This is a genomic window from Brevibacterium aurantiacum, from assembly GCF_007558825.1.
In the GTDB taxonomy this organism is placed as follows: domain Bacteria; phylum Actinomycetota; class Actinomycetes; order Actinomycetales; family Brevibacteriaceae; genus Brevibacterium; species Brevibacterium aurantiacum_A.
The window spans coordinates 151,546-176,141 of the sequence record NZ_VLTK01000004.1 but is presented as its reverse complement, the minus strand read 5'-3'; the positions used below and the strand labels follow the sequence as shown (position 1 = coordinate 176,141).

At 62.2% G+C, this 24,596-nt stretch carries 24 protein-coding genes; 15 read left to right on the top strand and 9 right to left on the bottom strand.

Annotated features, from left to right (window positions below; all coding sequences use genetic code 11):
* The first annotated feature begins 17 nt into the window (after positions 1 to 17).
* From hpt to FO013_RS08140, 14 genes are all read left to right on the top strand, one after another.
* The gene (gene hpt / locus FO013_RS08205; protein ID WP_092103277.1) at positions 18 to 569 is read left to right on the top strand and encodes a hypoxanthine phosphoribosyltransferase; all 552 of its coding nucleotides are present in this window, start codon (positions 18 to 20) and stop codon (positions 567 to 569) included.
* 167 nt (positions 570 to 736) lie between these two features.
* Entirely contained in the window at positions 737 to 2,869 is a 2,133-nt protein-coding gene (ftsH, locus tag FO013_RS08200; protein ID WP_143922061.1) for an ATP-dependent zinc metalloprotease FtsH, read from the top strand.
* A complete protein-coding gene (gene folE, locus FO013_RS08195; protein WP_143922060.1) occupies positions 2,869 to 3,492 on the top strand; it encodes a GTP cyclohydrolase I FolE in 624 nt (207 codons plus the stop codon). Before ftsH ends, folE begins: the two co-directional genes overlap by 1 nt.
* 9 nt (positions 3,493 to 3,501) lie before the next feature.
* Positions 3,502 to 4,368 carry a dihydropteroate synthase gene (gene folP / locus FO013_RS08190; protein ID WP_143922059.1) on the top strand — a complete coding sequence of 289 codons (867 nt, stop codon included), beginning with the start codon at positions 3,502 to 3,504 and terminating at the stop codon, positions 4,366 to 4,368.
* Positions 4,365 to 5,294, top strand: a complete 930-nt coding sequence (folK, locus tag FO013_RS08185) for a 2-amino-4-hydroxy-6-hydroxymethyldihydropteridine diphosphokinase (RefSeq protein WP_143922058.1) — start codon at positions 4,365 to 4,367, stop codon at positions 5,292 to 5,294. The genes folP and folK overlap by 4 nt, the downstream gene beginning before the upstream one ends.
* 28 nt (positions 5,295 to 5,322) lie before the next feature.
* Positions 5,323 to 5,784 (top strand): DUF3180 domain-containing protein, encoded by a 462-nt coding sequence (locus FO013_RS08180; protein ID WP_143922057.1) that lies wholly within the window; start codon positions 5,323 to 5,325, stop codon positions 5,782 to 5,784.
* Positions 5,781 to 6,281 (top strand): PH domain-containing protein, encoded by a 501-nt coding sequence (locus FO013_RS08175; protein ID WP_143922056.1) that lies wholly within the window; start codon positions 5,781 to 5,783, stop codon positions 6,279 to 6,281. Before FO013_RS08180 ends, FO013_RS08175 begins: the two co-directional genes overlap by 4 nt.
* Before the next feature lie 2 nt (positions 6,282 to 6,283).
* Positions 6,284 to 8,149 carry a PH domain-containing protein gene (locus FO013_RS08170; protein WP_143922055.1) on the top strand — a complete coding sequence of 622 codons (1,866 nt, stop codon included), beginning with the start codon at positions 6,284 to 6,286 and terminating at the stop codon, positions 8,147 to 8,149.
* Entirely contained in the window at positions 8,146 to 9,051 is a 906-nt protein-coding gene (locus FO013_RS08165) for a Rossmann-like and DUF2520 domain-containing protein (protein ID WP_143922054.1), read from the top strand. Before FO013_RS08170 ends, FO013_RS08165 begins: the two co-directional genes overlap by 4 nt.
* Before the next feature lie 81 nt (positions 9,052 to 9,132).
* On the top strand, positions 9,133 to 10,692 hold the full coding sequence (gene lysS / locus FO013_RS08160) for a lysine--tRNA ligase (RefSeq protein WP_143922053.1): 1,560 nt from the start codon (positions 9,133 to 9,135) through the stop codon (positions 10,690 to 10,692).
* A gap of 4 nt (positions 10,693 to 10,696) precedes the next feature.
* Entirely contained in the window at positions 10,697 to 10,942 is a 246-nt protein-coding gene (locus tag FO013_RS08155; RefSeq protein WP_143922052.1) for a hypothetical protein, read from the top strand.
* Complete coding sequence (locus FO013_RS08150) at positions 10,908 to 11,246, top strand: histone-like nucleoid-structuring protein Lsr2 (RefSeq protein ID WP_143922051.1); 339 nt, start codon at positions 10,908 to 10,910, stop codon at positions 11,244 to 11,246. Before FO013_RS08155 ends, FO013_RS08150 begins: the two co-directional genes overlap by 35 nt.
* A gap of 550 nt (positions 11,247 to 11,796) precedes the next feature.
* Positions 11,797 to 14,349 (top strand): ATP-dependent Clp protease ATP-binding subunit, encoded by a 2,553-nt coding sequence (locus FO013_RS08145; RefSeq protein ID WP_143922050.1) that lies wholly within the window; start codon positions 11,797 to 11,799, stop codon positions 14,347 to 14,349.
* A gap of 94 nt (positions 14,350 to 14,443) precedes the next feature.
* Complete coding sequence (locus FO013_RS08140) at positions 14,444 to 15,028, top strand: amino-acid N-acetyltransferase (protein ID WP_186293023.1); 585 nt, start codon at positions 14,444 to 14,446, stop codon at positions 15,026 to 15,028.
* Between the two features lie 3 nt (positions 15,029 to 15,031).
* Here FO013_RS08140 and FO013_RS08135 read toward each other — a convergent pair whose 3' ends face one another.
* Positions 15,032 to 15,973: an alpha/beta fold hydrolase gene (locus FO013_RS08135; protein WP_186293022.1), complete on the bottom strand. Its 942-nt coding sequence runs from the start codon at positions 15,971 to 15,973 to the stop codon at positions 15,032 to 15,034.
* A gap of 40 nt (positions 15,974 to 16,013) precedes the next feature.
* On the bottom strand, positions 16,014 to 17,051 hold the full coding sequence (locus tag FO013_RS08130) for an HhH-GPD family protein (RefSeq protein ID WP_143922048.1): 1,038 nt from the start codon (positions 17,049 to 17,051) through the stop codon (positions 16,014 to 16,016).
* Positions 17,052 to 17,087: 36 nt separating this feature from the next.
* On the opposite strand from FO013_RS08130, the gene FO013_RS08125 reads away from it, so the two are divergent.
* On the top strand, positions 17,088 to 17,864 hold the full coding sequence (locus FO013_RS08125) for a hypothetical protein (RefSeq protein ID WP_260848057.1): 777 nt from the start codon (positions 17,088 to 17,090) through the stop codon (positions 17,862 to 17,864).
* Positions 17,865 to 17,891: 27 nt separating this feature from the next.
* On the opposite strand, the gene FO013_RS08120 is transcribed toward FO013_RS08125, so the two are convergent.
* From FO013_RS08120 to FO013_RS08090, 7 genes are all read right to left on the bottom strand, one after another.
* On the bottom strand, positions 17,892 to 18,284 hold the full coding sequence (locus tag FO013_RS08120) for a VOC family protein (RefSeq protein WP_260848056.1): 393 nt from the start codon (positions 18,282 to 18,284) through the stop codon (positions 17,892 to 17,894).
* A 42-nt stretch (positions 18,285 to 18,326) separates the two neighbouring features.
* Entirely contained in the window at positions 18,327 to 19,679 is a 1,353-nt protein-coding gene (radA, locus tag FO013_RS08115) for a DNA repair protein RadA (RefSeq protein WP_143922047.1), read from the bottom strand.
* 73 nt (positions 19,680 to 19,752) lie between these two features.
* On the bottom strand, positions 19,753 to 20,247 hold the full coding sequence (locus tag FO013_RS08110) for a GNAT family N-acetyltransferase (protein ID WP_143922046.1): 495 nt from the start codon (positions 20,245 to 20,247) through the stop codon (positions 19,753 to 19,755).
* Positions 20,248 to 20,341: 94 nt separating this feature from the next.
* The gene (map, locus tag FO013_RS08105; protein WP_143922045.1) at positions 20,342 to 21,109 is read right to left on the bottom strand and encodes a type I methionyl aminopeptidase; all 768 of its coding nucleotides are present in this window, start codon (positions 21,107 to 21,109) and stop codon (positions 20,342 to 20,344) included.
* A gap of 256 nt (positions 21,110 to 21,365) precedes the next feature.
* On the bottom strand, positions 21,366 to 21,605 hold the full coding sequence (locus FO013_RS08100) for a PLD nuclease N-terminal domain-containing protein (protein ID WP_143922044.1): 240 nt from the start codon (positions 21,603 to 21,605) through the stop codon (positions 21,366 to 21,368).
* A 48-nt stretch (positions 21,606 to 21,653) separates the two neighbouring features.
* Positions 21,654 to 23,192, bottom strand: a complete 1,539-nt coding sequence (gene amaB, locus FO013_RS08095; protein ID WP_143922043.1) for an L-piperidine-6-carboxylate dehydrogenase — start codon at positions 23,190 to 23,192, stop codon at positions 21,654 to 21,656.
* 84 nt (positions 23,193 to 23,276) lie between these two features.
* Positions 23,277 to 24,596 (bottom strand): NAD(P)/FAD-dependent oxidoreductase, encoded by a 1,320-nt coding sequence (locus tag FO013_RS08090; protein WP_260848055.1) that lies wholly within the window; start codon positions 24,594 to 24,596, stop codon positions 23,277 to 23,279.

Sequence of the window (24,596 nt, the reverse complement as noted above, 5' to 3'; positions counted from 1 at the left end):
GAGGAGATTCGACACCTGTGGACATCAACGATCTCGGCAATGACATCGAAAAAGTACTTGTCTCGGAAGAACAGATAGCCGCACGACTCGTTGAACTGGCAGCCGCCATCGATGAAGACTACAAGGGCAAGGACATTCTGCTCGTCGGTGTCCTCAAAGGTGCCGTCATGGTCATGGCGGATCTGGCTCGCGCAATCCATTCGCCAGTGACCATGGACTGGATGGCCGTCTCCTCCTACGGTTCGGGCACCAAATCGTCCGGTGTCGTCCGTATCCTCAAGGATCTCGACACTGACCTCTCCGACCGTCACGTACTGATCGTCGAGGACATCATCGATTCGGGCCTGACTCTGTCCTGGCTGGTCCAGAACCTGCGCTCGCGTGGAGCGGCGACCGTCGAGATCTGCACGATGCTGCGCAAGCCCGAAGCAGTCAAGGTCGACATCGACGTCAAATACATCGGCTTCGACGTTCCGAACGAATTCGTCATCGGCTACGGACTCGACTATGCCGAGAAGTACCGCAACGTTCCGTTCGTCGCGACCCTGGCTCAGCACGTCTACAGCTGAGCGTTGCGCATGAGCGTTCCGCGCATTGACTGAGTGCCTACCGCACCCGGGAACAAAACCAGGTGCATTCGAGCTATGTCAGTGCGAGGTATTAGGCTGTGGGGGATGTTCCCAGGCAGCCTCGGTAGCCTGAACAGGTTGCCCACATCTTTTTCCTGAGAGGACTTATGGCCGAGTCGAATAAGCGTCGCCCACTGCTCAACAAGGCGACGAAGGGCCCATTGGTCTGGATCGTTCTGGCACTCCTCGTAGTGTCTATCGGTGCTCTGCTCTTCAGCCGAGTCGGATTCAGCCAGATTGACACCCAGCAAGGCCTCGAACTGCTCCAGGACGACAAGGTCGAACAGGCCAAGATCGTCGACAAGGATCAGCGCGTCGACCTGACTTTGAAAGACGATCTCAAGATCGAGGGCGAGGACTTCGGCAAGAAGGTTCAGTTCTTCTACGTGGAGCAGCGTGGGGAACAGATCGTCAAGGCCGTGGACTCGTCCGAGCCCAGCAAGGGATACACCGACGAGGTGCCCAAGCAGAGCTGGCTGATGTCCCTGTTGGGAACTCTCATCCCGTTCGTCATCATCTTCGTCGTCTTCTGGTTCCTCATCTCGCAGATGTCGGGCGGGAAGATGATGAACTTCGGCAAGTCCAAGGCGAAGCTGGTCAACAAGGAGAACCCGGACGTCACGTTCAAGGACGTCGCCGGTGTCGACGAGGCACTCGAAGAGCTCGAGGAGATCAAGGAGTTCCTGGCCGAACCGGAGAAGTTCAAGGCCGTGGGAGCCAAGATCCCCAAGGGCGTCCTCCTCTACGGTCAGCCCGGTACCGGTAAGACCCTGTTGGCGAAGGCCGTGGCCGGTGAAGCCGGTGTGCCCTTCTACTCGATCTCAGGCTCTGACTTCGTCGAGATGTACGTCGGCGTGGGCGCCTCCCGTGTGCGCGACCTGTTCGATCAGGCTAAGACGAACGCTCCCTGCATCATCTTCATCGATGAGATCGACGCTGTCGGCCGTCAGCGCGGAGCCGGCATGGGCGGCGGCCATGATGAGCGCGAACAGACGCTCAACCAGCTGCTCGTCGAGATGGACGGCTTCGACGTGAAGACCAACGTCATCCTCATCGCCGCCACCAACCGACCCGATGTTCTCGACCCGGCGCTTCTGCGCCCCGGTCGCTTCGATCGGCAGATCCCGGTTGAGGCCCCGGACATGAAGGGCCGTCAGCACATCCTCGAGGTCCACGCAGAGGGCAAGCCCTTAGCAGATGACGTCGATCTGGCCCAGATCGCCAAGCGCACCCCCGGATTCTCAGGCGCGGACCTGGCCAACGTCCTCAACGAGGCAGCTCTGCTGACCGCTCGTGAGGGCGCGGAGGTCCTCGACAACAGGATCCTCGACGAGGCGATCGATCGCGTCATCGCCGGACCGCAGAAGCGGACCCGACTGATGAACGACAAGGAACGCCTGATCACCGCGTATCACGAGGGCGGACACGCACTCGTTGCCGCGGCGATGAACCAGACTGACCCGGTCACCAAGGTCACTATCCTGCCCCGTGGCCGCGCCCTGGGCTACACCATGGTCCTGCCGAATGAGGACAAGTACTCCACGACCCGCAACGAGCTGCTCGACCAGATGGCTTACGCCATGGGCGGCCGCGTGGCCGAGGAAGTCGTCTTCCACGATCCCACCACCGGTGCCAGCAACGACATCGAGAAGGCGACGAACATCGCCCGGAAGATGGTCACGCAGTACGGCATGAGCGACAAGCTCGGCATGGTCAAGATCGGCGACGATCAGGGCGAGCCCTTCGCCGGTCGCGGTTACGGCGGGGGCGACGAGTACGGCGATGCGACCCTGTCCTCGATCGACGGCGAGGTTCGCGACATCATCGACGCCGCCCATGCTGATGCCTACTGGGCGCTGACGCACAACCGCGACGTCCTCGACGACCTCGCCTACCAGCTGCTCGAGCGGGAGACTCTTGATCAGGCGGCACTGGCAGAGATCTTCACCCCCATCGTCAAACGCCCCACACGCGATGTGTGGCTGGCCAACGACGAGCGCCCGGTCTCCGAACGCGGACCCATCGATCCGCCTGCACCATTGAGCGGGGACCGCAACGGCAAGAGCAACGGCAGCTCGGAGGTCGACACCACCGACGTTCCCGGCGCGGGACCGACGGGTGCAAGCGGACCTCACGTGCCCCATAACCCTACGGGTCCGATCAATCCCAACGATCCGACCGGTCCATCCGGACCGACAGGTCCACGCAATATCGACGGCAGCGGGGAGAGCGGCTACTGATGTCAGAGCTCGAAGAGGTGACGGAGGTCCTCGGCAAGGCGCCCGCCGGCACCGGCAACAAGGTCGACCAGCCACGGATCGCCGCCGCCGTGCGTGAGATCCTCATCGCCGTCGGTGAAGATCCTGATCGAGAAGGACTGCTGGAGACCCCGGCCAGGGTCGCTCGTGCCTACGAAGAGGTCTTCGCCGGCATCCACCGCGACCCGGCCGACGTTCTGGGCGTGACCTTCGACATCAGCCACGAGGAAATGGTCCTCGTCCGAGACATCGACCTGTATTCGATGTGCGAACATCATCTGGTGCCGTTCCACGGAGTCGCCCACATCGGCTACATCCCGAGTAAGAACGGCAAAGTCACTGGACTGTCTAAGTTGGCCCGCCTCGTCGAGATCTATGCTCGTCGCCCCCAGGTCCAAGAACGGCTGACGACTCAGATCGCCGACGCACTCGTCGAACACCTCGAGCCTCAGGGCGCGATCGTCGTCGTCGAGGCCGAACATCTGTGCATGACCATGCGGGGAGTCCGGAAACCGGGTGCCTCGACCATCACCTCGGCGGTGCGCGGGCAGCTGCGCGAAACGGCATCCCGAGCAGAAGCCATGAGTCTGATCATCCGGAGATAGAGGTCGCACATGCCCACACCGGAACGAACGAAGATCATGGGCGTCCTCAACGTCACGCCCGACTCCTTCTCAGACGGCGGTCGCTACTTCGACCACGACGCCGCGATCGCCCACGGTTTCGAACTGCTGCGCTCGGGCGCAGACATCATCGATGTCGGAGGGGAGTCCACTCGCCCCGGCTCGGTTAGAGTCGATGAAGCGGAGGAGCTGCGCCGCGTCGTCCCAGTGATCAGAGAGTTGGCCGCCGCAGGTGCCCTCATCAGCGTCGACACCATGCGAGCCAAGGTCGCAGAGGCATCACTGGACGTCGGCGCCCACATCATCAACGACGTCTCCGCGGGACTCTCCGATCCGGCGATGCTGACCGTCGCCGCCGAGACCGCAGCCCCGGTCGTGCTCATGCACTGGCGAGGCTACCTCGACCGTGCGTCGGCGTCCTTCCATTACGACGATGTCGTCACCGAGGTGATCACGGAGCTGAAGACGAGAATCGACGAAGCGACGGCTGTGGGTGTGAAACATGAGAACATCATCCTCGATCCGGGCCTGGGCTTCTCGAAGAACGCCGAACACAACTGGCAGATCCTCGGTGCCCTCGACGAGTTTGCGGATCTGGATCATCGGCTCCTCGTCGCGGCCAGCCGCAAACGCTTCATCTCCACCCTGCTCTCACCGGAGGACCCGAAACTCGCCGAGGAGTCGGCGAAGGATCAGGCCACAGCTGCGATCTCGGCCCTGTCGGCCAGGGCAGGAGCGTGGGCGGTGCGCGTCCACGAACCTTCCACCTCGGCGATCGCGGCCAAGGTCATTCACGCAGTGAACGCACATGCCCCGGCAGCCACTCCGGATGAGCGTGCAGCGGAGGGAGAGGCATGAGTGCCGATTCGGATCGGATCGAACTGCGCGGGCTGAGAGTGCGCGGCAACCACGGAGTCTTCGACTTCGAGAAGCGTGAGGGCCAGGATTTCGTCATCGACGTCACCCTGCACACCTCCGTATCGCGGGCAGCGGCCACTGACGACATCGCCGACACCGTCCACTACGGCGAACTGGCCGAAGACGTCGCACACATCGTCGAAGACAACATCTTCGACCTCATCGAGACCCTGGCCGCCCGGATCGCCGAGCATTGCCTGGGCCTGGCCGAACATGTCGAGGTCGTCGTCCATAAGCCCGGAGCACCGATCCAACGCAGCTTCAACGACGTCAGCGTCACCGTCGTCCGTTCCCGCGACACCACCGACGCTGCTGCGGCCAACACGGTCGATGATCAGCCTGCAGGGACCGAGCCTGCCGAGACAGAGGCCTACCTCAATCTCGGGGCCAACCTCGGCGATGCGACGGACACACTCGAGCAAGCCGTTGCCGCACTCGATCGACATCCCAAGATCACCGTGCTCAGGCGATCCTCCCTGTATCGCACCGCGCCCTGGGGCGGAGTCGACCAGAACGATTTCCTCAATCTGGGCATCATCGTGGCCACCAGCCTGCCCGCCCCACAGCTCCTAGCAGTGGCGCAGGGAATCGAAGTCGCCTGCGGCCGGACCCGGGAACTGCGCTGGGGACCACGCACCCTCGACATCGACCTGATCCGCTTCGGCACTGCGCAGGCAGAGCTCATCCTCGACACCGACGCACTGACCCTGCCCCACCCACGGGCGCACGAACGTGCATTCGTCCTCGCACCATGGGCCGAGCTCGATGAAGCCGCAGAAATCCGCACACCCACCGGTCCGCGATCGATCACCGCCGTCCTGAGCGAGCTGGGCGACCAGGAAATCAAGCGAATCCCGGCCCCATAAGGGGCCAGGGTTTGAGAGACTTGGAGCTATGCAGCGAACATCGTCGGGGACTCTCGTCATCTGGGCCGTCATCGGTGCCGTGGTGGCGCCGACGGTCGACGTGCTGCTGGAGAGTCAGGGCTTTGCTCTGCCGGGGCTGCCCTGGTTCGCCATCATCGGTATGCTCATACTCGCTGCAGTCCTGCTGGTCCTGGGGTGGCCGATCAAGAAATGGAATGACGGTGACCGGACCAAGGAGATCGACCCTCTCCAAGCAGCGCGCGTAGCCGTCATGGCCAAGGCCAGTGCCCTGACAGGGGCCGGACTGGCCGGTTGGTATATGGGCAACGCCGCCTACTACTTCCTGTCCGCACCCGGCATCCGCAATGATCTGGCGGCAGGTATGCTTTTCGCTATGATCGCAGCCGCAGCGTTGATGATCGTCGGCTTGATCGTCGAAGGCTTCTGCGAGCTGCCCCCTCAAGATCCCCCAGGAGCTGAAGCAGCATGAGCCGCGAATTCAACTATCTGTCCGGAACAGACGCCGACTTCAACCGGGTCAGTCCCAAGTACGGACTCAAGGAGACGATCGCGACTCTGACGATGCTCGTCCCGATGATCATCGTGGCTCTCGTCTTCGCCATCATCTTCACCTCCGACGTTCCTTGGCTGCACGCGATCTGGGCCGGCCTTGTGGCGTTCACCGTCTTCCTCATCGTCATCATCATCCGTCAGGCCAAAGCCATCGGCTATGCAGAGAGGGCCGACGACCTCCTCATTCGGCGCGGCATCATGTTCCACAAGGCCACGGTCGTCCCTTACGGACGCTTGCAGTTCGTCGACGTGGATGCCGGCCCCATCGACCGCATGTTCGGCCTGGCCAGTGTCAAACTTCATACTGCCTCGGCGGCCACAGATGCCACCATTCCGGGGTTGCCACGTGCCGAGGCCGATCGTCTGCGCGACAGCCTCGCTGGTCTGGGCCAGGCCAACTTGGCAGGGCTGTGAGCATGACCGAGGACGGACCGAAGGGCCAAGCTCCCGAACCAGCGGGTGGTCCCGTAGCCGAACCCACGACCGAGCCGGCAGCTGAGCCCGCAGACCAGGACGTGGCGGCTCCCGAGGTGTGGCACAGGGTCCACCCCCTGACACCGATTCTCGAAAGCTTCGGCGTGCTCGTGGGTATATTCATCGCGGCCGCCTACGGTCTGCAGAACTTTGCTCAGGCCGCCATCGAAAACCTGGCTAGGGGCGATGACGTCGATTTGGGATTCGCCGGGTGGCTGCGCACCCACCCCCTCGTCATCCTCAGCGGCGTCGGAGGCCTCGTTCTCATCCTCCTCATCACCGCACTCTTCAGCTGGCTGGCTTGGAGGGTGATGGGCTATCGGATCGATTCCGAATCGATCTACTATCGGCGCGGACTGCTGTCGAAGAAGCTGCGCAAAGCCAGGCTCGATCGCGTGCAGTCGATCGACCTGCAGCAGAAGCTGCTGCCCCGACTGCTGGGAATGGCGGAACTCGTCTTCGACGTCGCCGGAGGCACCGACTCCAACATCTCCCTGAAGTACCTGTCGAAGAAGCGTGCCGAAGGACTGCGGGACGAGCTTCTCGCCGCTGTCCGCGAGAAGAAGCAAGGAGCTCACCAGGGTGAGCGAACCCCGACCTCGGGAGTATCCGCCGCCGCGGTGCCTGGCACACCTTCGAACGCCGTCGGTGCGCCCGCCGGAACTGAACCCGGAGCTCCCGGCGAGGCCGAAGCCACGGGTGCACCGGGCGATTCCGGCGCCGAGCCCGCCATCGATCGCAGCGTACCCGAACGTCGCGATGACAGCATCGGCGTACGCCTGAGCAAACGCCTCGGCTCGCTGGCCGAAGGGGCCTCGGCAGAGGCGGAGTTCAGCATCAACGAACTTCTGGCTCCGTACAATGTCTCCGCCGACGTCAGTGACGAAGGCGAGATCGTCCGCGTGCCCGTCCACCGGGTCGTGGTCTCCTCGCTGTTGAAGACAGAGACGATCATCTCTGTCTTGGCCGTACTCATTGTCATCGCCGCAGCCATCGTTCTCCTGTCTATGGGGCTGACCGAGGCCTTCATCCCGGTGCTCGTCGCAGTCATCCCCGGCCTCTTCGCTGCTTTCTCAGCCTTCAGGAAGAACCTTGACAACGCGAATTTCGTGGTCAAGCTGGGAGAGAACGGACTTGCAGTCAACCACGGGCTCGTCTCCACCTCCCGCAAGGTAATCCCACTCGACCGATTGCAGGCCGTGTGCCTCCATCAGCCGCTGCTGTGGCGGTGGGCCGGCTGGTGGAAGGTCGAATACAACATCGCCAGCGCAGGAGGTTCGGGCGAGACGAACATTCTGCTGCCCGTCGGCGACATCGACCAGGCACTGCTCATGGTCGGCCTCGCGCTCCCGGATCCGCAGATGCCAGACGGGGTCAGCGCTGCGAGCCTGGTGCGATCGGCCATGTACGACCGCAAGTCCGAGGACCCGCAGGCCGAATCCGCAGAAACGCTCTTCCACGGTCAGCCCCGTTCCTCCCGGCTTGTCGACCCCTTGGTGTGGAAGCGGCGGGCCTATGTCGTGACCGGTTCCCTGCTCGTGCTGAGAATGGGTGTCCTTGACCGTCGAGTCGACTTCGTGCCGCATGTGCGCGTGCAGTCGATGAGCTATCACCAGGGTCCGCTGATGCGCGCGCTGGGTCTGGGCACGGTCGCCGTGCACTCCACTGCTGGTCCCATCGATCCCCGCGTCACCCATCAGAGTGTCGACGACGCGAAGCGGTTCTTCAGCGAGCACTCCGACCGGACGCGACTCGCTCGGCAGCGTTACGACGAGGAAGCCCGCAGGGCCAAGGAAGGCAGGCCATGAGCCACGCAGGAATGGGCCAGGACGGGGCCCCTCGTCTGGGAATCGGAATCATCGGCTGTGGGAAGGTCGGCGCGACCATCGGAGCAGCCTGGCGCGAAGCCGGTCATGCCATCATCGGTGTCAGTGCCACCTCGGCGACCAGCCTGCAACGGGCCGAGGAGATGCTGCCAGGAGTACCGGTACTGCCACCGGACGATGTCGCAGACCGTGCGGAGCTTCTTCTCCTGACCGTCCCCGACGATGAGATCGAATCCCTCGTCAGCGGCCTAGCGAAGGTATCACGAATCCATTCGGGGCAGATCCTTGTCCACTGCTCGGGCCGGTACGGAACGGACGTCCTCGAAGCCGGGACCAGCCTCGGCGCGCTGGCGATCGCATTGCACCCATCGCTGTCTTTCACCGGCACCGCAGTCGATCTTCCACGCCTGCGGCAGTCGACGATCGCCGTCACCGCACCTGCACCGATCCGTCCGGTGGGTCAGGCGCTCGTCGTCGAAATGGGCGCCGAGCCGATTGACGTGGCCGAGGCCGACCGTCCGCTCTACCATGCAGCCATCACCCACGCCTCCAACCACTCGATAACGATCATCAGCGAAGCGATGGAGATGCTCGCCGAGGCGGGAGTCAGTGACCCTTCACGTGTGCTCACCGCCCTCGTCGACGCGAGCGTGACGAACACCCTGCAGAACGGTCCGAAGGCCCTGACCGGACCCGTCAGCCGCGGAGACGTGGGCACGGTCTCCGCGCACCTGGCAGCGCTCAGTGAGTTCAGTCTCAACGTCTCCAGCCCCGCGGCACGCAACAGCTATATAGCGCTGGCCAGATCGACGACCGCCAAGGCGCTGAGCTTGGGGCGGATCACGGAGTCGCAGGCGCAGGAGATCCTGTCCCGGCTGGACTGAACGACGTGCTGGAACTGGCGGCCGGGGCCGGTGGTCGTTCCGAATTCCCCCTGGGGCCGCGCTCACGGTAGCCTGGAGGGTATGGCAGATACCGAGTCGAACACGCCCGAAAACGCAGATCTTTCACCCGAGCATCTCGATCCCGAACAGATCCGGATCCGAAAGGAAAAGCGCCAGCGGCTCTTAGACTCCGACACCGATGCCTATCCGGTCGGAATTCCTCGCACGCACACCCTCGCCGAGGTTCATGCCGCGCATGACGGGCTGGAAGCCGGTGACGAGACCGAGGACATCGTCGGCGTCGTCGGCCGTGTCGTGTTCGTCCGGACAACGGGCAAACTCTGCTTCGTGACACTGCAGTCGGGAGATGGGACGCGCCTTCAGGGCATGCTGTCTCTGCGTGAGGTAGGGGAGGAACGACTCGGCGACTTCAAGACCGACGTCGATCTGGGCGACTTCCTGTTCGTCCACGGCAAGGTCATCAAGTCCAAACGCGGCGAACTTTCGGTGCTCGCCGATTCCTGGTCGATGGCGAGCAAGGCGCTGCGTCCTCTGCCGGGCCTGCACACCGAGCTGGCCGAGGATACTCGTGTGCGCCAGCGCTACCTCGACTTGATCACCCGCGAAGACGCGCGGAAGAACATGCTCGCCCGAGCAGAGGTCATGTCATCCCTGCGTCGGACGTTCGCTGAACAGGAGTTCATCGAGATCGAGACTCCGATGCTCCAGTTCATGCACGGTGGTGCTGCAGCGCGTCCCTTCAAGACGCATATGAATGCCTATGACATCGATATGTTCCTGCGCATCGCGCCGGAGCTCTTCCTCAAGCGGGCGATCGTCGGCGGCATCGAGAACGTCTTCGAGATCAATCGCAATTTCCGCAATGAGGGTGCCGACTCCACGCACTCACCGGAGTTCGCGATGCTCGAGGCCTACCAGTCCTACGGCGACTACCACTCGATCGCCGAACTGACGAAGACGCTGGTCCAGAACGCGGCACAGGACGCCACCGGATCTCTCGTGGTGAAGTTGGGAGACGGTGAGGACTACGACTTCGGTGGTGACTGGCCAGTCGTCAGCATGTACGAGACCTTGTCCGCGGAATCCGGAGTCGAAGTCACCCCGGAGACCGGACTCGACGTCCTCGACAAGATCGCAGCCGACAACAACGTCGAACTGGGTGGAGTATTCCGCTCACACGGCAAATATGTCGAGGAGCTGTGGGAGCACTTCTACCAGGACAAGCTGTGGGTGCCGACATTCGTCACCGACTTCCCCGTCGACACCTCACCTCTGGTCCGTGAACACCGGACCAAGAAGGGCGTCGTGGAGAAGTGGGACCTCTATGTTCGCGGCTTCGAATTGGCCACAGGCTATTCCGAGCTCGTCGACCCGGTCATTCAGCGTGAACGGTTCGAGGCTCAGGCGGCCGACGCAGCCAAGGGTGATGAAGAGGCGATGGGGCTCGACGAGGAATTCCTCACCGCGATGGAACACGGAATGCCGCCGACCGGCGGTATGGGAATGGGACTTGATCGTCTGCTCATGGCTTTGACTGGCCTGGGAATTCGAGAAACCATTCTCTTCCCATTCACGAAGCCAATTGCACCCGGTAATTCGGAAATGGCTGAGGAAGGTTGAGCACATGATGGATCTGATGAAGGCACTATTACCTTCGATCTGTGTTGGTTTGCTGTTCTGGTACGTGATGAGAAACATCCTGCGTGCAGATCGGACAGAACGAGAGCAGATAGATAAATTCTATTCAGAGCATGAAGTTAGCGAATCAGGCGATAATCATGAATCAGATGTTAAGATGACTGCGACAAATACTTCTGATTATGAAAAGAGTGAACATGGCAAGGGAGATGCGACTCGTTCTCACGGATGATTTCGATGGCTCGGAGGCGTCGGAAACCGTTCGCTTCAGCCTCGACCAAGGTACCTACGAACTCGAGCTGTCGACAGAGAACGCCGAAAAGCTCCGTGAAACGTTCGCCCCGTTCATCGCCAAGGCTCGTAGGGTAGCCAACCCTGGAGGCCGTGGACGTCGCGCAGGGGCCGGCTCCACCGCGGGTCCGAAGCGCGACACCGCCAAGATCCGCGAATGGGCGCAGGCAAACGGTTACCAGCTGGGCGATCGCGGACGTATTCCGCTTGAGATCGTCCAGGCATACGAAGCTGCAGACAGCTGATCCGACTGAATCCAGTCACTGCCGATAACTGAAGCGGTATGGCGAATCGATTGATAGCGACTGATTCGATAATCGCTTCCTGAAGGACCAACGGTTGAACCGTTGGTCCTTCAGTGTTTTCGCTTATGAGTTTCGCAGGCCGGGCTTTCTGAGTCGGCACCGGAATATCCACCCCGCGAATGACGTTAGACCGGATGACGCCTCAGCACAGTTGTCGAATGACGGTTGACTGCAAACAAGTTGTCACTTGATCGCCGACGGTAAAGTAAGACGTTTTACTCAATTTCTGTCCGCGGTAATCTGTGTCCGCAGCGATTTATGGAGCATCTCGATCTCCCGCTGCGAAGTACGGAGTCAACACACCTCAGCGACACAGAGGACCGGACTCTGCCCAGGACGGGGCGGCAGTCTGTCGTGCAGAAGGGTGACGAAGGGACGAACACCGAATTTCGCCCACAGCCAAACGGTTTCGGCTGATGGCGAAACGAGCAATAGATCGTGGCCAATGGTCGTTAGGCTCTAAAGAATAACAAGACCGAGGAGGGTGAATATGTTCGAGCGGTTCACTGACCGAGCACGCCGAGTGGTAGTGCTTGCCCAGGAAGAAGCCAAACTACTCAAACATAACTACATCGGAACCGAGCACATCCTGCTCGGCCTGATCCACGAGGGTGAGGGCCTGGCAGCCAAAGCACTCGAGGGAATGGACATCTCCCTCGAGCAGGTGCGCGACCAAGTCCAGGAGATCATCGGACAGGGGCAGCAGGCACCGAGCGGGCACATCCCGTTCACCCCGCGTGCCAAGAAGGTCCTCGAGCTCAGCCTTCGTGAAGCGCTGCAGCTGGGACACAGCTACATCGGAACCGAGCACATCCTGCTCGGTCTGATCCGCGAGGGCGAAGGCGTTGCCGCACAGGTGCTCGTCAAGCTGGGCGCCGATCTGGGACGAGTCCGCCAGGAAGTCATCAAACTTCTGTCGGGCTACCAGGGCAAGGAGCCCGTCTCCGCAGGTGGACGCGAGGAGGGAACCCCATCCGGGTCGCTCGTCCTCGACCAGTTCGGAACGAACCTGACCGCAGCCGCGCGCGAAGGCAACCTCGATCCGGTCATCGGCCGACACAAGCAGATGCAGCGCGTGATGCAGATCCTTTCCCGCAGAACCAAGAACAATCCTGTCCTCATCGGTGAACCGGGTGTCGGCAAGACCGCAGTGGTCGAGGGACTCGCCTTGGCGATCGTCAACGGTGAAGTTCCGGAGATTCTCGAGGACAAGCAGCTCTACACCTTGGACCTCGGTTCACTGGTGGCAGGCTCCCGCTACCGCGGTGACTTCGAGGAACGCCTGAAGAAGGTCCTCAAGGAGATCCGCACACGCGGCGACATCATCCTCTTCATCGACGAGATCCACACTCTGGTGGGTGCGGGTGCCGCTGAAGGTGCCATCGACGCTGCTTCGATTCTGAAGCCCATGCTGGCGCGAGGCGAGCTGCAGACGATCGGTGCGACAACTCTCGATGAGTACCGCAAGCACATCGAGAAGGACGCTGCTCTCGAACGTCGCTTCCAGCCGATTCAGGTTCCCGAACCATCGCTGGCGCATTCGATCGAGATCCTTAAGGGTCTGCGCGACAAGTACGAGGCGCACCACAAGGTCACGATCACGGAAGGTGCGCTCTCGGCCGCTGTGAACATGTCGGATCGCTATGTCAACGACAGGTACCTGCCGGACAAGGCGATCGACCTCATCGACGAAGCAGGTGCCAAGCTGCGCATCTCGCGTCTGTCGGTGCCGCAGGAGATCCGCGACCTGGAGGAGCAGATCCTCGAGGCCCGTCACCGCAAGGAAGCCGCCATCGACGCTCAGGACTTTGAGCTCGCGGCATCTGAGCGTGACTCGGAGATGAAGCTGCAGCAGGACAAGGACGAACAGACCGAAGCCTGGCGCAAGAGCGGCAAGGACACCTCTGCAGTCGTCGACGCGGAGCTGATCGCCGAGGTGCTGGCGGCAGCCACCGGTATTCCGATCTTCAAGCTCACCGAGGAAGAGTCCTCGCGTCTGCTGCGGATGGAAGACGAATTGCACAAGCGCATCGTCGGGCAGAACGACGCGGTCAAGTCGATCTCCCGCGCCATCCGCCGGACCCGTGCGGGTCTGAAGGATCCGAAGCGCCCCTCCGGCTCGTTCATCTTCGCTGGCCCCACAGGTGTCGGCAAGACCGAGTTGGCGAAGGCTCTGTCGGAGTTCCTGTTCGGTGATGAGGATTCGCTCATCAGCCTGGACATGTCGGAGTACTCGGAGAAGCACACCGTGTCCCGGCTCTTCGGTTCTCCTCCCGGCTATGTGGGCTACGAAGAGGGCGGCCAGCTGACGGAGAAGGTCCGTCGCAAACCGTTCTCAGTGGTCCTCTTCGACGAGGTGGAGAAGGCTCACTCGGATATCTTCAACTCGCTGCTGCAGATCCTCGAAGATGGCCGTCTGACCGACTCGCAGGGTCGTGAGGTGGACTTCAAGAACACGATCATCATCATGACCACCAACCTTGGTACTCGAGACATCTCGAGTGGCCTGCAGCTGGGCTTCCAAGTTGAGGGCAACACGAACAACAACTACGAGCGCATGAAGCAGAAAGTCAATGAGGAGCTCAAGCAGCACTTCCGCCCCGAGTTCCTCAACCGTGTCGATGACACGATCGTCTTCCCTCAGCTGAACAAGGAAGAGATTCTGCAGATCGTCGATCAGTTCCTGGCACGTCTGGACGCCCGTCTGGCCGATCAGGGCATGAAGGTCGACGTCAGCGATGCGGCCAAGAGCCTGCTGGCCGACCGTGGCTACGATCCGGTCTTGGGCGCTCGTCCGCTGCGTCGGACGATTCAGCTCGAGATCGAAGACCACCTGTCCGAGAAGATCCTGTTCAAGGAGATCGGCAGCGGTCAGACCATCAAGGTCGACGTCAAGGGAGAAGGCAAGGAAGCGGAATTCACGTTTGAAGGTGCGGAGACCGAGAGCATTGCCGCCAGCGGTCCGGATGATTCCGGTTCCGGTGGAGAACTCGCTGGTGCCGGTTCGTCCGGTGGCAGCGGATCGGGAAGTTCCGCTTCCTGATCTCCTCCTAGTGCGCTGAAGAAGCCCGGGATCACAGCAGCCGCTGAGTTCCCGGGCTTTTTCATGCCCGCAGCCAATGGTGTTGAATGAAGATATGACCTCAGCCCCAGTCGATTTCGACCATCAACAGGTCTCCGCAGACCACCACTTCAACCATTCCCTTCCCGGCGGGCTCTACCTGCGCAGGGCTCGGACGAGCGACGTCAAGGGGATTGAGGCATTGGTCGCACCGCTGGCCGAACAGCGCATCCTGCTGGCCAAGGACACCGTCACCTACTTCGAGACCCTGCAGGAATTCTGGCTGGTGGTGGATCCGCAGCCGGACGGAACCGAAGTTCTGGCCGGATGTGCGGCACTGCACATCATCTGGGCAGACCTTGCGGAGGCGCGCACCGTTGCCACCTCGCCGGCCTATCGGGGGCGTGGAGTGGGCAAGGCCCTCATCCGGCAGCTCCTGGCAGACGCCGTGGCGATCGGCGTCGACAGGGTCTTCTGCCTGACCTTCGAGACCGGATTCTTCGGTGCAATCGGATTCGAGCCGATCAAGGGCATTCCAGTTTCCCCAGAGGTCTACGTCGAACTCCTGCACTCCGCCGACGAAGGTGTGGCAGAGTTCCTGGACTTGGCCCGTGTCAAACCCAATACCTTGGGCAACGCCCGGATGATCAAGTTCCTGTGAAGATCACTGGGCCTCGAACCTCGAGATGAACTCTTCGACTATGGAGACCGTATCCTCGGGCGCATCTGAGAGTACAGCGTGACCGATCCCATCGAGGACGTGGACGTCGATGTCAGGGGCATGGCGGCGAAGCGTACGCAGTGCGCGACGGGGAACGAACTGGCTGCTGCCTGCGACGATGACCTCCAACGGGACTGTGATGCCCGCCCAATCGTCGGCTCGCAGCCTTCTCGGCAGGGGGCTGCCCCGTTTGACGAAGTCCAGCGTCGAGCTCAGCAGCAGATCCCTCATCGGCGGGGGCGGCAGCTCACCGTTCCTCACCCAGGCAAGGAAGTCCAGTGCTTCTTCTCGGCCGCCTCTCATCAGCCTGATCAGTCGGGCCCAAGCACGCAGGGGTATCCCAGTGATCGCCCCCGGTGGATCGATGGCAGTGACAGTCGCCAGACGATCGGGGGCATGAAGGATGTGATTGAGCGCCGCCCACGCCCCGTATGAATAGCCGATCAGGTGCAGCGATTCCAGGCCCAAGGCGTCGATGACCTCTTCAAGCCATTGCGCGACCAGCTCACCATCGTTCATCGGGGCCAGCTGGACGCTGCGACCAGCCTCCCAGACCGTGTCGATCGCAACGACAGTGCGCGTCCTCGACCAAGGTCCGATGAGCTTCGACCAGCCGGCAATGGTGCTGTTGCCGCCTTGGAGGAGCACCAGCGGCGTCACGCTCGACTCACCGAGGGCAGATGGGCCGGAGGGGGAGATGGTGGAGTACGCAGTCGTGCCGAAAGAGGTCTCTATTGACAAGTCGGTGCGCTCTGGCCATGACTCGAGTACGGCATTCAGCTGCTCCAGGAACCGTCCGCGCGCCTCTGCTGACCTGAATCGTCCCACCCCGTCGCGGTGATCGGCTGACGAAGCAGCCGAAGGGACATTGCGTCGACCAGACATGTCCGAAGTGTAGCAACCCGGTCTGCTGTATCCTCGGCGCTCACCCGGGAAGACGAAGCATCTCACCGTCCTGAGCTGCCAGACCATCAGAGATCAGATCACCGATGAGACGGGAGATCCGTTCGGGATCTGCGCTGAGTTCCCGTACCTGTGCAAGCTTCGTCGACGTGTGCGAAGGGAGCAAGTCGAGCAGCTCGGGATCCACCTCGGTGATGGATGCGGTGAAGAGATCAAAAGAGACGGAGCCGAAATTGTCGCTGCCGGCGGAATGTTCGTGCGCGGACTTGAGCACATCCATAATGGCACCGCGCAGCTGACGGTCCGTGCCCGCCCACTTCTGTGTCTTCGGTTTCACCTCCGAAGCTGGTCTTCCCGCCTTCTGCCAGGCGCACATGTCGCTGAGCGGGCAGGTCTCGCAACGGGGGTTCCTGGCCGTGCATACGAGTGCCCCGAATTCCATGACCCCGGCGTTCCACTTCTCGTGGTTCGTCTCAGGAACGAACTGGCTGGCCCAATCGGTCTCTGCGCGACCCGGTGAAGCTGAGGGACGATCGCGGCCGGCGAAGAGCCGGATGAGAACACGTCGCACATTTGTGTCGAGCACAGTGGTGCGCTCACCGTGGGCGAATGAGGCCACTGCCGCTGCGGTATAGGAACCGATGCCGGGGAGACGCTCGAGCTCCTGCGCAGTCTGCGGCACGTGACCGTCGAGTTCCTCGGCGATGACCCGCGCGGCTTCTTGGAGTCGCAGTGCCCTCCGTGGGTAGCCGAGGCGGTCCCAACTGTGGAGCACTTCGGCGGTGGGTGCCTGTGCCAGATCTGCAGGCGTCGGCCACTTATGCATCCATTCCCGCCAACGGGGTTCGACTCTGGAGACCGGAGTCTGCTGCGACATGATCTCGCTGACGAGCACGGCCCAGGCGCTGGTGTCTGCATCTCTCCAAGGCAGAGGGCGAGCAGCGGTTTCGAACCAGGTGATGATCGTCTCGCGAACGTGGTGGATGTCCGCGTTCGCGACTGCGGGGAACGGAGAGTCGCGGCGCGAAGATCTCGATTCGGAAGAGGTTCGGTGTGTCATTTGGATGCTCAATCGCTTCGGCCTAGGCTCAAAGCGATGACTCCTTCCAATCGTGGTTCGCAGCCGAAGAACGGCGCCAGGCAGCCCCGCCAGTCTAGCGGGAAGCTGCCAGCACACGTGTACCGTCGGCGGCGTTACGCGCTGTTGGTGGCCAGCCTCGTTGTAGTCGCATTACTGGTGCTCGGAGTCCTCGGAATCGTCAAAGGACTGGGCGGGGGCAGTAAAGACGATCCTGTCGCCGAGGAGACTCCGTCGGCAAGCACGACGTCGGCAGCACCGGTCCCAGATGAGAAGGCCGCAAGTGGGAAGTGCCCCGAGGAGAAGGTCGGACTCAAAGCCAAAGTCGACAAGAAGAGCTTCAAAGAAGAGGCCAAGCCCACGTTCGAAATGGTGATCGAGAACAACCACACGGCCACATGCCTGATCGAGGTCGGCACCAAGGATCAGGAGTTCCTGGTCGAGAAGAACGGTGACGTCGTCTGGTCATCGACGTTCTGCGCCGCCGATGAGGACGAGAACGCTGAAGTCTCGACCGAGTTCGCGCCCGAGTCTGAGAAGACTGCTCAGTTCGAATGGAACCGGGTGCAGGTCGACAAGAACTGCAATCGCACGAACAAGGCCTTCGGGCCGGGGGAGTACGAGCTCGTCGTCAAACTCGGCGACGAGAAGAGCAAACCGGCGAAGTTCGAACTGGAGAAGGACGCCGCCACCAAGGCCAAGGAGAAGAAAGAAGCCGAGGACAAGAAGTCGGAGGAGAAGGAGTCCGAGGCGCCTGACGAGAAGCCATCGGATGAGAAGTCGACAGACGAGTAGATCCCTGCTGACACAGCCGGCTGCTGGTCAGGCTCCGCGGTAGGACCCCACGCCCCAGGAATTGCCGTCATGGTCACGGAAGTCGAACTCCCGACCGCCGTGAGGCTGCGTTGCCACGGGGCGAACGATCGCATGGCCCATGTCGACGATCTTCGCGTAGAGCCGGTCGACCTCCCGTTCGGTGTCGACGACGACGTAGATAGAGCTCCCGCCGACGCTGTCCAAAGCGGAACCGTCATTGCGGACGGAGCCGAACATGATTCCACCCGTCTCGCCCAGTGCGTATTCGGCGTGGACGACGATCTCGGAATCAGACTCGTCCCTGACGATGAGCCTCTCGGTGAAACCGAGCGCGATCAACAGAGCGGTCGTGGCGGCCGCATCTGTGGTCCTCATTGCGGGAAAGACTGTCGTGGTCATACTTCCAGGATGCGCCATTTTGATGCAGATGTCCCGGATTTTTTACCGATTACCTCCCAAAAGTAACTCGACGGCCTCTGAAACGTGTTCACATTCCTTCACGCGCATGCCCTGGGGTGTGGAGACGTTGCGCAGCGCACCGTGGGCCACGATCGCATGGGTGATGCCCAGGCGCGACGCTTCATTGAGCCTCTGCCCCAAGTTGGGAACATTGCGAATCTCGCCCGAGAGGCTGATTTCACCGATAGCCACGAATTTAGCGGCCAGCGACTTTCCGATCGCGGCCGAGGCCAGTGAGAGGCAGATCGCCAGGTCGCTGGCCGGTTCTGCCAGCTTCGCGCCTCCGACAGTTGCGGTGAAGACATCGGACTTGGCCAGACTGATGTTTCCGATCTTCTGGCTGAGCACGGCGAGCATCATCGCCACGCGGGAGGAGTCCACTCCGGATACGGATCTGCGCGACTGTCCGCCGGCGGATTCTGTGATCAGTGATTGAACTTCGACGAGGAGCGGTCGTTTGCCCTCCTGCGTCACCGTCAGACAGGTCCCTGGGGGATTGCTGCCGCTGCGGGAGAGGAAGAGGCCAGAGGGGTCCTCGAGGCTCTTGATGCCGTTTTCCTCCATGTCGAAGCAGCCGACATCGTCGGTCGGACCGAACCGGTTCTTCACGGCTCGAAGAAGACGCAGTCGGGAGTGACGTTCCCCTTCGAAGTTGCACACAACATCGACAAGGTGTTCGAGCAGCCGGGGGCCGGCGATCGTGCCGTCCTTCGTGATGTGGCCGACGAGCACGGTGGGCAGTGACCTGGCTTTCGCCTCACGGATCAGGGCCGCAGCCACCTCTCTGACTTGGGTGACCCCGCCCGGAACCCCGTCTATCTCCGATGAGGCGAGGGTCTGGATGGAGTCGACGATGAGCATTTCGGGCTCTTCCGCCTCGATCATTCCCAGAACCGCGCCGAGGTCGGTCTCCGCGGCCAGCAGCAGGGAGTCTTCGAGCGCGTTGATGCGTTCGGCCCTCAGCCGTACCTGCCCAGCCGATTCCTCTCCCGTGACGTAGAGAACTTTGGCTCCGAATTTCGCGACGCGCGAGGCGACATCGAGCAGAAGCGTCGACTTGCCGACACCCGGTTCACCAGAAAGGAGAACGACGGCGCCGGGGACGATGCCGCCACCGAGGACGCGGTCGAATTCGCTGACATAGGTGGTCTTCGCCTGGGCCAGTGTGGAGTCGATCTGGTTGATCGACTTCGCACCGCTGGACTTTTTGACCTTCGTCTTGACCGAGGACTTGCCGGCGCCCTTCTCCTCGAGCGTGCCCCAGGCCTGGCATTCGGGGCAGCGGCCCAGCCACTTGACGGTCGAATAGCCGCATTCGGTGCAGGTGAAAGACATAGGACAATTCTGGCACGCCCTACTGACACGACTATGTGCTGCACCTCGCGAAGGTAGGAGGACAGCAGAGGACTCAGAGACGCTTCTCGATGAGGACAGTGTCCCGCCAAGTGCCGGCGTGCGGGCCGAAGGTCATGAAGCCGATGCGTTCGCGGCGGCCGACCCGACGGAATCCGGCCTTCTCGTGGATCCGTAGGCTGCCGGTGTTCTCGGGCAGGATGGAGGCCTGAAGCATCCAGAAACCCAGGCCACGCGCCCGCTCTATGAGCGATTCGAGAAGGGCCGAGCCGAGTCCTCGACCTGTGGCGTGGGGATCGACGTAGACCGAGTGCTCGATGACACCGCGATAGACGTCGCGATCCGAGGTCGGTGTGGCCGCTGCCCAACCGAGGACGCTGCCGTCGAGCTCGGCCACGAAGCTGAGTTCGGCGAGTCTCGTTGCGAAGAAGTCCTGCTTCGTCGGAGTCTCCGAGGCGAAGGTTGCGCTGCCGCCGGCGATCCCGGCCGCATAGACGCGTTCCACTGCTGACCAGTCACCGTCCACCATGTTCCGGATCGTCACGCTCATCCCACCATTGTCCTCCACCGGCGGGACCGCCCCACATGCAATCGGGCTTCCGACGAATGATTCGCCGGAAGCCCGATTATGCTGTTCGCAGACATCAGTCCAGGGTGGTGAGGACCCTTGGGCCATCCTCGGTGATGGCGATCGTGTTCTCCGAATGCGCGCCGTTGGATCCGTCGGCCAAACGCAGGGTCCAGCCGTCCTTGTCGACGGAGAGCTTCTTCGAGGTGAACGACCACCATGGTTCGATCGCCAGTGTCAGGCCGGGCTTGAGCACCAGGCCGCGTCCGCCCTTGCCGCGGTTGGCCACGTGCGGATCCTCGTGCATCGTGTGTCCCAGTCCGTGACCGCCGAAATCGAGGTTGACCGGAATGCGCTGCTCATCGGCGACATCGCCGATGGCCTTCGATATATCGCCGAGGCGGTTGCCCGGCTGTGCAGCGGAGATGCCGGCTTCGAGGCCCGACCAGGTTGAGTCGATAAGGCGCTGATCGTCCTCGCTGCCGTTCCCGACGACGACGGACCGTGCTGCATCGGCGACCCAGCCGTCGATGGACACGGCGAAGTCCAAGGTCAGAAGGTCGCCGTCCTTCATCACGTGGTCGTGGGGCTTGCCGTGGAGAACCCCGTCGTTGACCGAGAGGCAGATGACGTTTCGGAAGGGGCCCTCACCGAATGATGGTGCATAGTCCCAATAGCAGGAGACGGCGCCGGCCTCTTCGATGAGTTTCCTGGCGCGCTTCTCCAGATGCATGATGTTCATGCCCGGTTCTGCGATCGAAGACAATTCGGCCAGTGTCTTCGCGACGAATCGACCGGTGACCGCCATCTTGTCGATCTCGGCGGGTGTCTTCAACTCAATCACTGGTGTTCTCCTTCAATCATCACGGGCTCATTGGCAACTTTAGTCGTTCCGGTCCCTTCCGTCGCGGTCGCACCTTCATTCCGTGATCAAGCAGACAGTTGCGAGCGAATCTGATTGCAAGGAGGCTTGTTGCGAGGTAGATTCCGCGACATGAGAGACATCGTTGCTTCTCAAGGACAGAAAACGGGCGTCGGGTCAAAGCCGACGCCCGGATTCTTGCGATTCTGATCAACAGGCAGAACAGGGTCGCTGACTATTACGCCAACTCCTCGGAATGCTTGCGCTGCGCCAAACTTCTGCGGCGAGAGACGAGCCAGACGACCGAACCGAGAATCGGTACAGCGATGATGAATACTGCCCACGCCAGCTTGGTGGGCGCATCGACTTTCGACTGAGCCAACGACACCAATGACCAAACAGCCAGACCGATGACGACGAGAAGGATCGCGGTCCAGGCGAAGTCGTACCAAGCTGGCAACAGGGGAGTCTCAGACATGTCAGCAGACTATCGCACCCGACAGATTGCCTTCAGAGGAACTCCACTTCAGAGGAACTCCACTCCCTGGGCCAGCGGGAGCTCACCCGAATAGTTGACCGTGTTCGTGGCCTGCCGCATGTAGGCCTTCCACGAGTCGGTGCCGGATTCGCGGCCGCCACCGGTCTCCTTCTCACCGCCGAACGCGCCGCCGATTTCTGCACCGGAGGTGCCGATATTGACATTGGCGATGCCGCAGTCGGATCGGGAGAGGAACTTCTCCGACTCGGCCAGCTCCGAGGTGAAAATCGCTGATGACAGTCCCTGCGGTACCCCATTATGGATTTCGAGTGCCTCGTCGAGGTCGTTATAGGTCACGACGTAGAGGATCGGGGCGAAGGTCTCCGACTCCATCACCGAGGTCTGGGCAGGCATCCGCACGACAGCCGGTTCCACGTAGTGAGCGTCCGGTCGATCATCGTCGAGGACGCGCCTACCACCGCAGAGCACGGTGCCGCCTTCAGACTCGGCCTGTTTCAGGGCCGCCTGCATCGCATCGTAGGAGGCCTCGTTGATGAGTGGACCCACCAGCACGCCGTCCTCGGTGGGAGACCCGATGCTCAGCGTCTTATAGGCGGCGACGATCTTGTCCACGAAGTCATCGGCGATGGATTCATGGACGATGAGGCGACGCAGAGTGGTGCAGCGCTGCCCCGCGGTTCCCGCAGCGGCGAAGACGACACCCCGCAGTGCCAAGTCGATGTCCGCACTCGGGGCCACGATCGCACCATTGTTGCCGCCGAGTTCCAAGAGGACTCGACCGAAGCGCTCGGCCACGACAGGACCGACCTCGCGACCCATGCGCACCGAGCCGGTGGCCGAGACGAGGGCCACGCGCTCATCGCGGATCATGACATCGCCGATGTCCCTGCCGCCGACGAGCACAGGGACGAGTCCCTCCGGTGCACCCACCTCGGTGGCGGCGCGGGCCAGAAGGGACTGGGCGCCAAGGGCTGCGAGCACGGCGTTCTCCGAGGGCTTCCACACCACGGCATCGCCGGCTACCAGGGCCAGAGCAGTGTTCCAGGAGTAGACGGCCACGGGGAAGTTGAAGGCCGAGATGACTCCGACGACGCCGAGCGGATGCCAGGTTTCCATAAGCCTGTGCCCGGGGCGTTCGCTGGGCATGGTCTTGCCCCACAGCTGCCTGGACTGACCGAGCGCGAACTCGCAGATATCGATCATCTCCTGCACCTCTCCAGCGGCTTCGGACGGGGTTTTGCCCGCCTCGACCGTGATGATCTTCGCAAGATCCTCCTTGTGCTCAGCCAACAGCTGCCCCCAGCGCTGCACCAATTGGCCGCGCACTGGTGCGGGAACGTCACGCCAGGCAGCGAACGCTTCGGCGGCTGCGGCGATCTTGTCCGCAGCAGACTCCTTGGTGTCCGCAGCCAGTGTGCCCAGGCTCTGGCCAGTGATGGGGGAGCGGGCAGGCAGGTTCGCCGAGTCAGTGGACCCTGCGTTCAGCACGGAGGCGTCTACTCCGCAGGCCTTGAGTCCGGAGGTGAGGAGATCGGAGATGGTCTGGTCGGTGGGCAATGCAGTCATTGCTGTCCTTTCGCTGGTGCTTCTGATGAGCGGGAATCTGATGATGTGTGAGTCACGGTCGATCGCAGTGGTGGGGGCTGGGTGTCAGACGATGTTGAGCTCCTTGCGCAGACCGGAGGTGGCGAAGCGTCGTTTGTCCAGGCCCGAGACGTCGACGAAGGGCTGATGGCCGGTCATGAGGTCGGCGACGACCTCCCCGACTGCCGGGCCCATGAGGAACCCGTGGCCGGAGAATCCGCAGGCATAGAAGAAGCCTGTGAGTTCCTCCGCTTCACCGATGAGCGCATTGTGATCGGGCGTCATCTCGTAGAGTCCCGCCCAGCCGCGCTTGACCTCAACATCGCCTAGGGCCGGAGCCCGAGATTCGATGAGCTCTGCCAGGGTGGGCAGCCAGTCCGGGTTGCGCTTGTCATCGAATTCCCACACGTCCGTCTCGTCCGGGCAGCCGAAGAGCAGGCTCGGACCCTCCGGATGGACGTAGAAGCTCGTGGAGAAGTCGATGGTGAAGGGCATCCGCGACAGGTCGATGCCCAGCTGCGTTTCATCCACGGGTTCGCTGACCATGATCTCGCGGCGCAGGGGTCTGACCGGCAGATCGACCCCGGCCGCCTCACCGATGAGACCGGACCAGGCGCCGGCGGCACAGACGACCTGCGCACACTCGATCCTGCCCTTGCTCGTCGTCACCGCGCTGACTCTGTGACCGCTGTTCGAACCGGCGCTGCCCACCGAACCGTCACCGCCGGCGGTTTCGAACCCGGTGACCTCGCAGTTCTTGAGCACCTGCACACCCAGGTTCCGTGCGGCATTGACGTACCCGGACACCACGGCCTCAGGAGTGCAATGACCGTCTCCGGGATTGAAGGCACCGGCAACGAGTCCCCCTGTATCGATGTACGGGGCCAACTCAGCCACCTCGGCGACGGTGAGCATCCGGGAATCCAGACCCATCCGCTGCTGGAGTTCGACGTTGGCGGCGAAGGTCTCGGCATCCTCGGCGGAGTCGAGCAGGAACAGGTACCCATTGCTCACCAGATCGATGTCGACGCCGAATTCGGTCTGAAAGCTGCGCAGCACCTCAAGGCTGCGTGTGGACAGGGCGATGTTGACCTCATCGGAGAACTGGCAGCGCACCCCGCCGGCGGCCTTCGACGTCGACCCCGAACCGGGGACGTCGCGTTCGACGAGGACGATGTCCTTCACGCCGTGTTCGGCCAAGTGATAGGCGATGGATGCTCCCATGACCCCGGCACCGATGATGACCACCTCGGCGCTCGTCGGGGCCGTACCTGTCGGTGATGTGCTCTCCAACTTCCACCTCACTGTCTTCTGCTGCGAACGCCCGTCCTTGGTCGTCGCGGCAACGGGGAGCGCCGACGTCGATGTCGGCGTATTGCGGCTCAC